Source organism: Streptomyces sp. NPDC002680, assembly GCF_042889145.1.
Lineage (GTDB): Bacteria > Actinomycetota > Actinomycetes > Streptomycetales > Streptomycetaceae > Streptomyces > Streptomyces adonidis.
Window position 1 is genome coordinate 83,531 of sequence record NZ_JBIAQP010000018.1, and the last position, 13,298, is coordinate 96,828.

At 71.6% G+C, this 13,298-nt stretch carries 10 protein-coding genes, 1 pseudogene and 1 riboswitch; of the genes and pseudogenes, 6 read left to right on the top strand and 5 right to left on the bottom strand.

What is annotated here, in order from left to right; translation table 11 throughout:
* The first annotated feature begins 69 nt into the window (after positions 1-69).
* On the top strand, positions 70-978 hold the full coding sequence (locus tag ACFYXF_RS38055; RefSeq protein WP_389356548.1) for a MurR/RpiR family transcriptional regulator: 909 nt from the start codon (positions 70-72) through the stop codon (positions 976-978).
* 6 nt (positions 979-984) lie between these two features.
* Here the strand turns inward: ACFYXF_RS38055 and ACFYXF_RS38060 are convergent, their stop codons facing one another.
* From ACFYXF_RS38060 to ACFYXF_RS38070, 3 genes and pseudogenes are all read right to left on the bottom strand, one after another.
* Complete coding sequence (locus tag ACFYXF_RS38060) at positions 985-3,417, bottom strand: SpoIIE family protein phosphatase (RefSeq protein ID WP_389356549.1); 2,433 nt, start codon at positions 3,415-3,417, stop codon at positions 985-987.
* 102 nt (positions 3,418-3,519) lie between these two features.
* Positions 3,520-4,074, bottom strand: coding sequence for an SMI1/KNR4 family protein (locus ACFYXF_RS38065; protein ID WP_389356550.1), 555 nt, complete (start codon positions 4,072-4,074; stop codon positions 3,520-3,522).
* Positions 4,075-4,150: 76 nt separating this feature from the next.
* Positions 4,151-4,608 (bottom strand): annotated as a pseudogene (locus tag ACFYXF_RS38070) (ABC transporter ATP-binding protein); the annotation flags it as partial.
* Positions 4,602-4,784: riboswitch (cobalamin riboswitch) on the bottom strand. Its footprint overlaps the pseudogene before it by 7 nt.
* Before the next feature lie 88 nt (positions 4,785-4,872).
* Between ACFYXF_RS38070 and ACFYXF_RS38075 the strand changes: the two are divergent.
* From ACFYXF_RS38075 to meaB, 3 genes are read left to right on the top strand one after another with little or no spacing between them, the layout of a single operon-like run.
* A complete protein-coding gene (locus ACFYXF_RS38075; protein ID WP_389356551.1) occupies positions 4,873-6,681 on the top strand; it encodes a methylmalonyl-CoA mutase family protein in 1,809 nt (602 codons plus the stop codon).
* On the top strand, positions 6,681-8,855 hold the full coding sequence (gene scpA / locus ACFYXF_RS38080; protein WP_389356552.1) for a methylmalonyl-CoA mutase: 2,175 nt from the start codon (positions 6,681-6,683) through the stop codon (positions 8,853-8,855). Before ACFYXF_RS38075 ends, scpA begins: the two co-directional genes overlap by 1 nt.
* A complete protein-coding gene (gene meaB, locus ACFYXF_RS38085) occupies positions 8,852-9,835 on the top strand; it encodes a methylmalonyl Co-A mutase-associated GTPase MeaB (protein WP_389356553.1) in 984 nt (327 codons plus the stop codon). The genes scpA and meaB overlap by 4 nt, the downstream gene beginning before the upstream one ends.
* A gap of 304 nt (positions 9,836-10,139) precedes the next feature.
* On the opposite strand, the gene ACFYXF_RS38090 is transcribed toward meaB, so the two are convergent.
* Positions 10,140-10,955 carry a sulfotransferase family protein gene (locus ACFYXF_RS38090; protein ID WP_389356554.1) on the bottom strand — a complete coding sequence of 272 codons (816 nt, stop codon included), beginning with the start codon at positions 10,953-10,955 and terminating at the stop codon, positions 10,140-10,142.
* Between the two features lie 169 nt (positions 10,956-11,124).
* Between ACFYXF_RS38090 and ACFYXF_RS38095 the strand changes: the two genes are divergently transcribed.
* Positions 11,125-11,787, top strand: a complete 663-nt coding sequence (locus ACFYXF_RS38095) for a hypothetical protein (RefSeq protein ID WP_389356555.1) — start codon at positions 11,125-11,127, stop codon at positions 11,785-11,787.
* Positions 11,788-11,865: 78 nt separating this feature from the next.
* Entirely contained in the window at positions 11,866-12,591 is a 726-nt protein-coding gene (locus tag ACFYXF_RS38100) for a DUF1775 domain-containing protein (RefSeq protein ID WP_389356556.1), read from the top strand.
* Positions 12,592-12,916: 325 nt separating this feature from the next.
* Here the strand turns inward: ACFYXF_RS38100 and ACFYXF_RS38105 are convergent, their stop codons facing one another.
* Positions 12,917-13,276: an ArsR/SmtB family transcription factor gene (locus tag ACFYXF_RS38105; RefSeq protein ID WP_389356557.1), complete on the bottom strand. Its 360-nt coding sequence runs from the start codon at positions 13,274-13,276 to the stop codon at positions 12,917-12,919.
* Positions 13,277-13,298: the final 22 nt, after the last annotated feature.

Here is a 13,298-nt window from a genome sequence, read left to right on the forward strand (position 1 = left end):
CGAAAGTTCGACTTTCTGGAACGCGATGTTCAGAGAGTAACGTCGGTGACGTAGGAGTCAATGGCTGTAATGGCGATTTCAAAAACGGGCAGTGCCGCCCCCGGAGGGCTCACGCGTCTGCGCGCCGCCGTCCGCGACCAGTGGGACGAGCTGTCCGCCTCCGAGCAGACCGTCGCGCAGTACCTGGTCAGCGCCCCTGCCGAGAAACTGATGTTCGCCAGCGCCCAGGAGCTGGGGACCGCCAGCGGCACCAGCAACGCGACGGTCGTACGGGCTCTGCAACGAATCGGTTACGCCGGTCTGCCGGCGCTCAAGCGGGAGCTGGCGGCCGACTTCACCGCGGCCACCGCCCCCGATGTCCGGCTGGCGCAGCGCATCGCACATGTCGGCAAGGACCTGGAGAACATCTGGAGCGACATCTTCGACGAGACCCAGGAGCGCATCGACCAGTGCCGGCGACTCACCGGCACAGAGGCGCTCGAACGGGCGGTCGCCGCGCTCGCCGACGCCCGTGAGGTGCTGTGTTACGGGGCCGTCGCGTGCGAACTCGGGGCGCGCCATCTCGCCCGGTCGCTCGGCCGGATCGGCCGCCGTGCCCGGTTCGCGGGCGACACCGGCTTCGCGCTCGCGGACGCGCTGCTCACCCTGGGGCAGGGCGACGCCGTGGTCATCTTCCAGCCGGGGCGGCCGCTGCCGGAGCTGACGGTCCTCGTGGAGCGGGCCCGCGCGGTCGGCGCCAAGGTCGTGTTCGTCACCGACGAGCTGAGCGAGGCCTTCGAGGACCGCGTCGACGCCGTACTGATCGCGCCCGGCACCCCGACCGGGATCACCAACGAGGTCCTGACCGCCCTGATCGTGGCGGACGCGCTGCTGCTTGCGCTGACCGCCCTGGACGAGACGTCGGCGGTCGAGCACTCGCATCAACTCAACGCCCTGCGGGCCCTGTTGCCTGGAGAACAGGGGAACCGCCGCAGCTGAGGAGCGCTACAGGGTGACGCCGTCCCACACGGCGGCGAGACCGGTGTCCGGCACCGGATCGCCGTCGATCGGCTGCTCCGCCCAGATGGTCTTGCCGCTGGGGTGGTACCGGCTGCCCCAGCGTCTGCTGAGCTGGGCGACGAGAAACAGGCCTCGTCCGCCTTCGTCGCCCGCCAGGGCCCGGCGGAGTCGCGGCTGGGTGTTGCTGGAGTCGCGGACCTCGCACACCAGGGTGGTGTCGTCGTGGAAGAGACGCAGACCGACGGTGCCGCCCGCGTACCGCATGGCGTTGGTGACCAGTTCGCTGACGGTCAGTTCCGTGGTGAAGGTGAGGTCGTCGAGCCCCCACTCGGCGAGTCTGCGCGCGACGGCGTTGCGGGCCTCGGCCACCGCCGCCGGATCGTCGGGGAACTGCCAGTCGGCGATGTCCGCCGCCGGAAGCAGCCGGGGGCGGGCCAGCAGGAGCGCCATGTCGTCGCGGGGCGGCGCCTCGGCGGCGCCGGCCATGACGGCACGGCCGATCTCCTCCAGCGTCCCGTCGCCCCGGCAGAGCGACGCGAGGGTGTCGAGCAGCTCCCGGGTGCCCTGGTCGGTGTCATGGCAGCCCCGTTCCACAAGGCCGTCGGTGTAGAGCGCGAGGGTGCTGCCTGCCTCCAGGGCGACGGTGGTCACCTCGAAGGGCATGCCGCCGACTCCGAGCGGAGGCCCCGGGGACACCTCGACCGGCCGGGCGGTGCCGTCGGGCCCGATCACCGCGGGCGGCGGATGTCCGGCACTGGCGAGGGCGCAGCTGCCGGTGAGCGGGTCGTAGACCGCGTACAGGCAGGTGGCGCCGATGGTGTCCCTGTCCTCGGGATCGGCCTCGTCGGCGAGTTGCTGGACGAGGTCGTCGAGGTGGATGAGGAGTTCCCCCGGCTCCAGTTCGAGGTCGGCGAGCGTACGGATCGCGGTCCGCAGGCGGCCCATGGTCGCCGCGGCGTGCAGTCCGTGGCCGAAGACGTCGCCGACGACGAAGGCCACCCGCAGCGAGGGCAGCGGGATGGCGTCGAACCAGTCGCCGCTGATGTCGGCCCCGCCGCCGGCCGGCACATAGCAGCCCGCCGACTCGGCCGCCGCCGTGCTGGTGGTGGCCCTCGGGAGCAGTCGCTGCTGGAGCGCGACCGCCGCCCGGTGCTCGCGGGTGTACCGGCGGGCGTTGTCCACGCTGAGCGCGGCCCGCGAGGAGATGTCGAACACGAGGTCCGCGTCGTCCTGGTCGAACGGTTCCGGCTGCTCGGTCCGCCAGACGGTCGCGAAGCCCAGCAGCAGACCGCGCGCGTACAGCGGGGACACCACGGCTGAGTGTCCCCGCGCGGGCATCACGGCCCGGATCAGGTCCGGATCGCCGAGGAGGTCGAGCATCTCCTGCCTGGTCGTGTTGTAGACGGTGTCCCCCTGGATGGCGGCCTGCCGCACCTGCGGGACGTCGGGGAAACGCGGGATCACCCCGCCGACGGGAACGAGTTCGGCGGGCCAGGGTCCGGTGGCCGAGGCGACGGCCACCCGGCGCAGCCGCAGCCAGTCGCCGGGTCGGATCACCTTCGACGGCTCCTCGCCCTCGAGCACGGCCTCGGCGATCTCGACCGACGCCATGTCCCCGAGGGCCGGTACCAGTACGTCGGCGATGTCCTGTGCGGTGCGGGTCACGTCCAGCGAGGCGCCGATGCGTGCCGACGCCTCATGGCCGACCTCGGTGCGCCGCCGGGCCCGCCGCTGCTGTGTGCTGTCGGTGAAGAACGCCGCGATCCCGGTCGGCCGGTCGTGACCGTCCGCCAGCCGGAAGGCGGACACGGACACATACCGCTCCCGCCCGGACCCGTCCGGCGCGGACATCCGCTGTTCCCGGGCGAGCAGCGGCACCCCCGTGTCGAGCACCTGCCGCAGCTGGCCCCCGACCTCCTTCACGTCCGCCGGGGAGAGAACGTCTTCGAGGCGATGCCCGGGGCGCACAAGCGGCCAGCCGTGCCCCCCGTCGATGACATTCGTGCGGACGACTCTCAGCTCGGCGTCACAGAGGACGACCCCGAGCAGTGACTGCTCCAGCAGGGCGGTCAGCAGGGACGATCCCTGTTCCTGTGCGCCGTCCTCGCGGCTCGGCGCCAGCAGCAGGACGCGCTGGGAGGACCCGCCCAGGGACACCTCGTCGACGGTGGCCTCGACGGTCCGGCCCGAGGCATGCCGGAACGCGACCCGCCCCGCCGGTACGGCCGGGGAGTCGCCCCGCACCGGTTCGGCGAGCAGTCGCGCCAGTGGCTGCCCGCAGACCTGCTCGGCGGGCCGCCCCAGCAGGTCCGCCGCCGCCCGTGACCACCCCTGGACGATCCCCGCGCTGTCGAGCAGGACGACGGCAGCCTCGTCGGCCGGGATGTCCACGCCGTCGTGCTCGCTCAGGGCTGCCATGCGCACCTCACCTGCGGCGCTGTCTCCCGCGCCGCGCTCCCCTTCATTATGGTGCGCCGCCCTGCGCCACGCCCGGCGCCCGCCAGAGGCCCCTCAGGCGGGTCACCTCCCCTTGCGCCAGTGCTCGAAGCTCGGTTCGGGCGTGAACTCCATGCTGAACGAGGCGAGCTCGCCGACGAGGAGTCTGCGCAGGAACTCGACCATGCCCAAGGGGACGACCTCGCACGTCTGCGAGCCATGACGGGCGAAGAGCAGGACGGGCCACTTGTCGGGGTCCGGATCGCTGGTGAGCCAGCACAGTATGTCGGCGTGGGACGTGTAGCCCCAGGCGAGGATGTGCTCCGGGTCGAGGTCCAGGTCGTCCTGGTCGGCGCCCTCCTCCTCCCAGGCCAGCCGGGCGTTCCCCGTCTCGTCCTCGAAGTCGTCGGGGGAGAACGGGTAGGCGCCCGTGGGAAACGGACCGAGGATTCCGACCTCGCCGATCTCCTCCTCCGATTCGATCCCGCCGACGCCGTACACGGACATGAAGTCCCTGTAGTCCCGGGGGAACCCGGTACCCCACCGCTCCTCGGCCGCCTGCCAGTCGATGTCCTCGCCCGCGCCGGGAGGCGGCGGCAGGAGCTGCCGCAGCGCCTCGATCCCCGTGAGGTCTTCCATGGTGGTCCCCGCCCTTCGATCAGGTCGTTCGAAAGTCTAGGGAGCACCACTGACAACGCCTGGTTCCCGGCTCTCCTCACCCGGGCCGGAGCGTCCCGAGGAACCGCACGTGCGGCCGGTCGCCGGGCTCGTCGCGGCTGACGGCGCCTTCACGCCGTACACGTCGGCGATGAGGTCCTCGGTCAGGACGTCGCCGGGGCTGCCCGTCGCCACCACCCGGCCCTCCTTGAGCACGACGAGTGCGTCGCAGTACATCGCCGCCAGGTTCAGGTCGTGCAGGGCGACGACGGTCGTGACCGGCAGTTCGGCGACCAGGGTCAGGAGGTCCAACTGGTGCTGGATGTCGAGGTGGTTGGTGGGTTCGCCGAGGAGGAGTTCGCGGGGTTCCTGGGCGAGGGCGCGGGCGATCTGGACGCGTTGGCGTTCGCCGCCGGAGAGGGTGTGCCAGAGGCGGGCCGTCCGGTCGGTGAGGCCGGTGCGTTCCAGCGCGGTGTGTACGGCCTTGTCGTCGGCCGGTGTGGCGGGGGTCCAGGCTACGGTCGGCCAGCAGGTCTTCGGACTCGGGGTCACCCGGACGGAGCGCCTTCCCGGATCCTGGTCAGATTCGACCGTCGTCCAGTGGCTCGTGTTGCTCCGCCCGTCACCCTCACCGCTGCGCGTCAGCTCCGGATTCACACCGGATTCCCTTGACTGGCCTCAGGAAATCACCACGTGAGGCCGAGGTCACATTTCGGCCGAGGCCAAGGTCACAGCCTGGCGCTCTGCTGCGGCCGGACCTCTCTGGCCTAGCATCCGGGCATGACAGTCCTGCCCAACGACGGGCTCTCGCTGGCCGCCGAGTTCCCTTCCACGACCCATGAGCAGTGGCAGCGCCTCGTGGAGGGCGTCCTGCGCAAGTCGGGCAAGGAGGTCTCGGGCGCGGCAGCCGAGGCCGCGCTGTCCACCGCGCTGGAGGACGGGATCACCACCCCGCCCCTCTACACGGCGCGCGACGAGTCCCCCGAACCCGGTTTCCCTGGCTTCGCCCCCTTCGTACGCGGCGGGCGGCCCGAGGGGAACACCGTCGGCGGCTGGGACGTACGGCAGCGGCACTCGACCCTCGTCGGCGACGCGGTGCTCGCGGACCTGGAGAACGGCGTCACCTCGCTCTGGCTGACCGTCGGCCCGGACGCGATCCCGGTGTCGTCGCTCGCCCGGGCGCTCGACGGCGTCTATCTCGACCTGGCCCCCGTCGTCCTCGAAGCCGGACAGGAAGTGGAGCCCGCCGCACGGGAGTTGCTGCGGCTGTACGAGGAGCGGGGCGTCGCCAAGGAGACGGCGCGCGGCAATCTCGGCGCCGACCCGCTGGGCCACGAGGCCCGTACGGGTGAGGAGTTGGCCTTCGCGCCGGTCGTCGAGCTGGCGCGGCTGTGCGCCGAGCAGTACCCGGGGCTGCGCGCGCTGACCGTGGACGCGCTGCCGTACCACGAGGCGGGCGGCTCGGCCGCGCAGGAACTGGGCGCGTCCCTGGCCACCGGGGTGGCCTACCTCCGCGAGCTGACCGAGGCCGGGCTGACCGTCGAACAGGCCTGTGGACAGCTGGAGTTCCGGTACGCGGCCACCGCCGACCAGTTCCTGACGATCGCCAAGCTGCGCGCGGCCCGACGGCTGTGGGCGCGGGTCGCCGAGGTGTCCGGGGCGCCGGCGGCCGGGGCCCAGGTGCAGCACGCCGTGACCTCGCCTGTGATGATGTCCCGCCGCGACCCGTGGGTGAACATGCTCCGCACGACGGTCGCCACGCTGGCCGCCGGAGTCGGCGGCGCCGACTCGGTCACCGTGCTCCCCTTCGACCACGCGCTGGGCCTGCCGGACGCGTTCGCGCGCCGGATCGCCCGCAACACGTCGACGATCCTGGTCGAGGAGTCGCATCTGGCCCGGGTGATCGACCCGGCGGGCGGCTCCTGGTACGTGGAGCGGCTCACCGACGAACTCGCCCACGCGGGCTGGGAGTTCTTCCAGTGGATCGAGGGTTCCGGCGGTCAGGGGGCGGCCCTCCGCTCCGGGGCCCTCGGTGAGGCGCTGGCCTCCACCTGGGCGGCCCGTTCCGCCAAGCTGGCCAAACGGCGCGAACCCATCACCGGTGTCAGCGAGTTCCCGAACCTCGCCGAGCGCCTCCCGGACCGCGAGCCCGCGCCCGAACCGCCGTCCGGAGGACTCCCCCGGGTGCGGCGCGACGAGGCGTACGAGGCGCTGCGCGCCCGCTCCGACGCCCACCTCGCAGCCACCGGGACCCGGCCGCGGGTCTATCTGGCGACCATCGGCCCTGCCGCCGCGCACACCGCACGCACGACCTTCGTCTCGAACCTCTTCCAGGCCGGCGGCATCGAGCCCGTCACCACCGGCACCTTCGAGGAGAGCGGCGCCACCGAGGTCTGCCTCTGCTCCAGCGACACGCTGTACGAGGAGCAGGCGGCGGCCGTGGCGGCGGAACTGAAGGCCGCAGGCGCCTCGCATGTGTTCCTCGCCGGCCGTCCCGGGCAGTACTCGGACGTCGACTCGTACGTCTTCGCGGGCTGCGACGCCGTAGCCGTGCTCTCCGCCACCCTCGACCGCATGGGAGCGTCCTGATGGGAATCCCCGACTTCTCCGGAATCGAACTGGGGACCCCGACCGCCGGTACCGGCGCCACCGACTGGCGTACGGCCGTGAAGGCGGCCACCGGCTCGGACGAGACCTTCTGGGAGACCCCGGAGGGCATCGCGGTCAAGCCGCTCTACACGGGAAGCGACCTGGAGGGCCTGGACTTCCTGGAGACGTACCCGGGTGCCGCCCCGTACCTGCGTGGCCCGTACCCGACGATGTACGTCAACCAGCCCTGGACGATCCGCCAGTACGCGGGTTTCTCCACCGCCGAGGAGTCCAACGCCTTCTACCGCCGCAACCTCGCGGCCGGCCAGAAGGGCCTGTCGGTCGCCTTCGACCTGCCCACGCACCGGGGGTACGACAGCGACCACCCGCGCGTGACCGGTGACGTCGGCATGGCGGGCGTGGCCATCGACTCGATCTACGACATGCGGCAACTCTTCGACGGCATCCCGCTCGACAAGATGACCGTGTCGATGACCATGAACGGGGCTGTCCTGCCCGTTCTCGCGCTCTACATCGTGGCGGCGGAGGAACAGGGCGTACCGCCCGAGAAGTTGGCCGGGACCATCCAGAACGACATCCTCAAGGAGTTCATGGTCCGCAACACCTACATCTATCCGCCGAAGCCGTCGATGCGGATCATCTCCGACATCTTCGCGTACACCTCGCAGCGGATGCCCCGCTACAACTCCATCTCGATCTCCGGCTATCACATCCAGGAGGCGGGTGCGACGGCCGATCTGGAGCTGGCGTACACGCTCGCGGACGGGGTGGAGTACATCCGGGCGGGGCGGGACGCGGGGATGGACGTCGACGCGTTCGCGCCCCGGCTGTCCTTCTTCTGGGCGATCGGCATGAACTTCTTCATGGAGATCGCGAAGATGCGCGCGGCGCGGCTCCTTTGGGCCAGGCTGGTCAAGCAGTTCGACCCGCAGAACGCCAAGTCCCTCTCCCTGCGCACCCATTCGCAGACCTCCGGCTGGTCGCTCACCGCGCAGGACGTGTTCAACAACGTGACGCGTACGGCCGTGGAGGCGATGGCCGCGACCCAGGGCCACACCCAGTCGCTCCACACCAACGCCCTCGACGAGGCGCTGGCCCTCCCCACCGACTTCTCGGCGCGCATCGCCCGCAACACGCAGCTGCTGATCCAGCAGGAGTCGGGCACGACCCGGGTCATCGACCCGTGGGGCGGCAGCGCGTACGTGGAGAAGCTGACGTACGACCTCGCGCGCCGCGCCTGGCAGCACATCGAGGAGGTCGAGGCGGCGGGCGGCATGGCGCAGGCCATCGACGCGGGCATCCCGAAGCTCCGGGTCGAGGAGGCGGCAGCGCGCACCCAGGCCCGGATCGACTCGGGGCGCCAGCCGGTGATCGGCGTCAACAAGTACCGCGTGGAGACCGACGAGCAGATCGATGTCCTCAAGGTCGACAACTCCTCCGTACGCACCCAGCAGATCGAGAAGCTGCGGCGGCTGCGGGCCGAGCGCGACGAGCGGGCCTGCCAGGACGCGCTGGACGCCCTCACGCGGGCGGCCGGGGGCGAGGGCAACCTGCTGGAGCTGGCGGTGAACGCGGCGCGCGCGAAGGCGACGGTCGGGGAGATCTCCGACGCGCTGGAGAAGGTGTACGGGCGGCACGCGGGCCAGATCCGTACGATCGCCGGGGTGTACCGCAACGAAGCAGGCGAGTCCCCGTCCGTCGACCGCACCCGGACCCTGGTCGACGCCTTCGAGGAGGCCGAGGGGCGCCGTCCGCGCATCCTGGTCGCCAAGATGGGCCAGGACGGCCATGACCGGGGCCAGAAGGTGATCGCCACCGCCTTCGCCGACCTCGGTTTCGACGTCGACGTCGGCCCGCTGTTCCAGACGCCGGGCGAGGTGGCACGGCAGGCGGTGGAGGCGGACGTGCACATCGTCGGGGTGTCCTCGCTGGCCGCCGGGCACCTCACCCTCGTACCGGCGCTGCGCGAGGAGCTGGCGGCGGAGGGCCGGGAGGACATCATGATCGTCGTCGGGGGGGTGATCCCGCCGCAGGACGTGCCGACCCTGCTGGAGATGGGCGCGGCGGCCGTGTTCCCGCCCGGGACGGTGATCCCGGACGCGGCGTACGACCTGGTCCAGCGGCTCTCTGCCGACCTCGGGCACGACCTGTGATCGATCTCGACGCGTACGTCAAGGGCGTGCTCGACGGGAAGCGGGCGATCGTGGCGCGTGCGATCACGCTCGTCGAGTCGACGCGCCTCCAACACCGGTCGCTGGCGCAGGAGTTGCTGACGGCGCTGCTCCCGCACAGCGGCCGGGCGCGGCGGATCGGGGTCAGCGGGGTGCCGGGGGTCGGGAAGTCGACCTTCATCGACGCGTTCGGCACGATGCTGACCGGGCTCGGGTACCGGGTGGCGGTGCTCGCGGTGGACCCGTCGTCCAGCCGCACGGGCGGCTCGATCCTGGGCGACAAGACCCGGATGGAACGCCTGGCGGTGGACCCGGCGGCGTTCATCCGTCCCTCCCCCACGGCCGGCACGCTCGGCGGGGTCGCCAAGGCGACGCGCGAGTCGATCGTGGTGATGGAGGCGGCGGGTTACGACGTGGTGCTGGTGGAGACGGTCGGCGTCGGCCAGTCCGAGACGGCGGTCGCGAACATGGTCGACTCGTTCCTGCTGCTGACGCTGGCCCGCACCGGCGACCAGCTCCAGGGCATCAAGAAGGGCGTCCTGGAACTGGCGGACGTCCTCGCCGTCAACAAGGCGGACGGCCCGCACGAGCGCGACGCCCAGTCGGCGGCACGGGAGTTGGCAGGTGCCCTGCGGCTGATGCACGGCAGGGACACGGCCTGGACACCACCCGTCCTGACGTGCAGCGCCCGCGAGTCGACCGGCCTGGACACCGTCTGGGACCGCCTCGAACAGCACCGCGTCCTGCTCGACTCGACCGGCCGCCTCGCCGCCAAACGCCGTGACCAGCAGGTCGACTGGACCTGGACGATGGTCCGCGACGAGCTGCTGGGCCGCCTGCACGCGGACGAGGGCGTACGAGCCGTCACGCCCGACCTCGAACGGCAGGTGAGGGACGGCGAGTTGACGGCAACGCTCGCGGCCGAACGCATCCTGAAGGCATTCGGCGCCGGGGACCGCTGAGGGCAAGGGAGGTCCGTGCGGGCCCCTGTGCGGGACATCGAGCCGCAGAGCCCGAACCGCCTCGCCTTCGCCCGCCGGAAGTCGACCGGGATCGCCGCGCCTGCAGAGGGCATACCCCTCGACGCCAGGGCCGTCACCGCGCAACGGGCCGTCGGCACGGGCGACTTGGCCACGCGCGCCGCATCACCGGCCACCCGCCACGGCGCCGTACGGGCCCCACGTGGCACGGAACACGGCCCGGGCCTGCCCCCGCGTCGCCGGGAGCCCCGGTCAGCGCCACCCGGGTGGCCGGCTCACCTCCGGCTCAACAGGCGTACCCCCAGGCGCGGGCGAGGTCGCGCAGCGCCTCCGGGACCTCCTCCGCGTCCGGGAGCGGGCGGGCCTTCTGGATCTTCCCGGACTTGATGTTCTCGCTCCAGTCGCCGATGAACGGCACGAAGGGGCCGTGGTCGCCCTTGCGGTAGTCGAGCATCTTCGGTGTCCAGGGCACACCGAGATACGTACACAGCTCCCGGGTGACCGCCTCGGGCCGCTCCGTCAGGTCCTCGTAGCGGACCGTGAGACCGTCCAGCCCGTTGCGGGCCGCCTCGACCGCCTTCACGTACATGCGCACCTCGCGGACGGTCGCGTCCAGGTCGCGGTCGGGGCGGTTGTTGATCAGGGAACTCACCATCGACGCGGGGTGGCGCAGCAGGAAGACGTACCGGGCCTGCGGCCAGCCCTCCGCGAGCCGCTCCCAGAATCCGGCGTTGCCCGGTGTCTTGTCGACGATGATCTGCTTGCCGCTGCGCACGAGTTCCCGGTGCATGACCCGGTCCCACAGCAGATGCTCCAACTCGCGCTGGTCGAGGTCGAGTTGGGCCATGGCCTTGCCGGTGTACGGCTTGGTGAGGTCGACCGACAGGGTGCGCAGGTGCATCTCGTGGGGCGCGCGGATCTGGGGGTGACTGTTGAGCAGGACCCGCAGGAGTGTGGAGCCGGAGCGCACGGAGGAGATCACGAACACCGGGTCCGGGACGAGCCGGTGGGCCGACTGCGGCACAGAGGGCTCCGCGAGCCGCCGTACCCGCCGCCTCAACCCGCGGGCCACTCGGCGTACTTCCGGACCGACCAGGACCATGACTGTGCCTCCTTGATCCCCCGGTGTACAGAACCCGCACGCCCCTCGAATCCCCCTTGGGTGCTTGACCATTCTGTGACCAAAGCCTGGGTCCGCCATGGGAAAGGAATGAGAAATTCCTGAGACCCGACCCCTGCCCGGCCTCCGCATGGTCGATGATGGGCGGATCATGACCATGCCCCGTACGCCGACGACGACGCACTCCGCGCCACTGCCCGTGTTCCGGGCAGCGGTGTTCGCGGTCGTCGGTACGGTGCTCGGGGTCAGCGCGCATCATCTGGTCGCCGAGGGGCCGGCTCCGTGGCGGTCGAGCGTGACGGCGGCGGCGCTGCTGTTCGTGGTGGGGCTGGCCGGTACGCGGCGCCCGCGTTCGCTGGCCGCGGTGGTGGTGACGAGCGCGACGGCGCAGTGCGGACTGCATGTGTGGCTGTCGGCCACGCACGCACGCCACACGGCGGTCACGGCCACGGACATGCCCACGCACGCGCATCACGCGATGCCCGCTCATGGGGCCTGGCCGGAGTGGCTGCACGACTCGGGGGCGATGACGGTCCTGCATGCCGTGGCCGCCGTGCTCGTCGCCGTGCTGCTGCACCGGGCGGACGCGGCCTGCTGGTCGCTGGCGCGCGGTCTGACCGGGGCGGTCGACGCGGTACGGACGCGGATCGCGACGGTACGGGCGCTGCTCGACGGCCGGCCGACCTCGGCCGGGCGCGGATCGCGGGTGCGCCACCCGCGCCGGACGGAATCGCCGCTGTTCAGAGCGGCGCTTCTCTCGGACGTGGTGGTACGACGGGGTCCTCCGGCGGCGTGGCTCGCGATCGCCAACTGACCCTGACCCTGCCGGAACGGCCCGCCGCGAGTCAGCCGTTCCGTGTCACCGCACGCCCGGAAAGACCCGGAGAACACCATGTTCACTGCCACCACCCAGCACTTCACCGCACGGCGCCTGGCCCTCACCGCCGCCGCTGCCACCGCCCTCGTCCTCCTCACCGCCGGGCCGGCCGCCGCCCATATGGAGGTCGAGTCCGACAAGGCGCAGGCCCTCGCCGAGAACGTCGAGATCTCCTTCCACGCGGAGGCGGAGTCCGACAGCGCCGGGATCGCCGAGGTCCGCGTGATCCTGCCGGAGGGCATCGCGCCCGGCGACGTGACGTACGGCGAAGGTCCCAAGGGCTGGAAGTTCGCCACCGCCGACGACGGCTACACGGTCAAGGGCCCGGCCCTCAAGACCGGCGTGAGCGCGGAGTACTCCGTCGTCGTACGGCAGCTTCCCGATGCGAAGCAGCTCGCCTTCAAGTCGCTGCAGACGTACAGCGACGGCAGTGTCGATCGGTGGATCGAGCTGGACGAGGGTGGGGAGCAGCCGGCGCCGGTGCTGAAGCTGAAGGCGGCGGCGCCTGGCGCGAAGCCGATCGGTAGCCCGTCGCCGAGCGAGACGCCGTCGGCGACGCCGACGCCGACGCCGAGTGCCGAGCCCACGAAGGCGTCGGCCTCCCCGGACGTGGAGGCGACGGCGAGCGAGGACGACGGTGGGGTGTCGGCGGGTGTCTGGATAGGCATCGGGGCGGCCGTGGCCGTGGTGGCGGGTGCGGCTGTCTATCTGGTACGCCGCCGGGGAGCCACCCAGCAGTAGCCGCTTTTCTCGCCCCCGCCGCCCCTACCCGTTCCCATCCTTCTGGGGGCTGCGCCCCCAGACCCCCCCTGTCGCGCTGAACGCGCTCGTCCTCAAACGCCGGACGGGCTGGAGGGTGACGGCCGGTGCTGAAGTGCGGCGGGGGCGGGTGGGCGGGGAAAAAGGGTGGGCTGAGCATGGTTGTCCTCAAACGCCGGCCGGGGCTTGACCTTTTAGCCCGTCCGGCGTTTGAGGACAAGGCCCGTTCAGGGCCGTAGCGGGGGTCTGGGGGCGCAGCCCCCAGAAGGATGGGAACGGGTAGGGGCGGCGGGGGCGAGGAGATCCCTCAGTCGTGCGCCGCCTTGCCGCTCACCCTGTGGTCCGCATGGCTCAGCGCCTCCATGACCAGGCGCCGCAAGTGCCCATCACGCAAGCTGTAGTGCACGTACCGCCCCTCCCGCCGCGTCTCCACCAACCCCGCGAGCCGCAGTTTCGCCAGATGCTGGCTCACCGCCGTCCGCGACGCCTCACACCGCTCCGTGAGCGAACCGACGTCCGACTCGCCCTGCGCCAGCAGCCACAGCAGATGCAGCCGCGTCACATCGGACAGCAGCGCGAACACCTTGGTCGCCTCCGCGAGCCGCGCACTGTCCGGGGCACGCAGATGCGCATCGGCCGCAGATGGCAAGGTCTCGCGAGCAGGCATGCCCTCAGGGTAGAGGGAGGAC

Coding starts and splice junctions, on each gene's coding strand:
- ACFYXF_RS38095 (WP_389356555.1), top strand. CDS start 11,125: ATGACCATGCCCCGTACGCCGACGACGACGCACTCCGCGCCACTGCCC.
- ACFYXF_RS38090 (WP_389356554.1), bottom strand. CDS start 10,955: ATGGTCCTGGTCGGTCCGGAAGTACGCCGAGTGGCCCGCGGGTTGAGG.
- ACFYXF_RS38055 (WP_389356548.1), top strand. CDS start 70: ATGGCGATTTCAAAAACGGGCAGTGCCGCCCCCGGAGGGCTCACGCGT.
- ACFYXF_RS38105 (WP_389356557.1), bottom strand. CDS start 13,276: ATGCCTGCTCGCGAGACCTTGCCATCTGCGGCCGATGCGCATCTGCGT.
- ACFYXF_RS38075 (WP_389356551.1), top strand. CDS start 4,873: ATGACAGTCCTGCCCAACGACGGGCTCTCGCTGGCCGCCGAGTTCCCT.
- scpA (WP_389356552.1), top strand. CDS start 6,681: ATGGGAATCCCCGACTTCTCCGGAATCGAACTGGGGACCCCGACCGCC.
- ACFYXF_RS38060 (WP_389356549.1), bottom strand. CDS start 3,417: ATGGCAGCCCTGAGCGAGCACGACGGCGTGGACATCCCGGCCGACGAG.
- ACFYXF_RS38100 (WP_389356556.1), top strand. CDS start 11,866: ATGTTCACTGCCACCACCCAGCACTTCACCGCACGGCGCCTGGCCCTC.
- ACFYXF_RS38065 (WP_389356550.1), bottom strand. CDS start 4,074: ATGGAAGACCTCACGGGGATCGAGGCGCTGCGGCAGCTCCTGCCGCCG.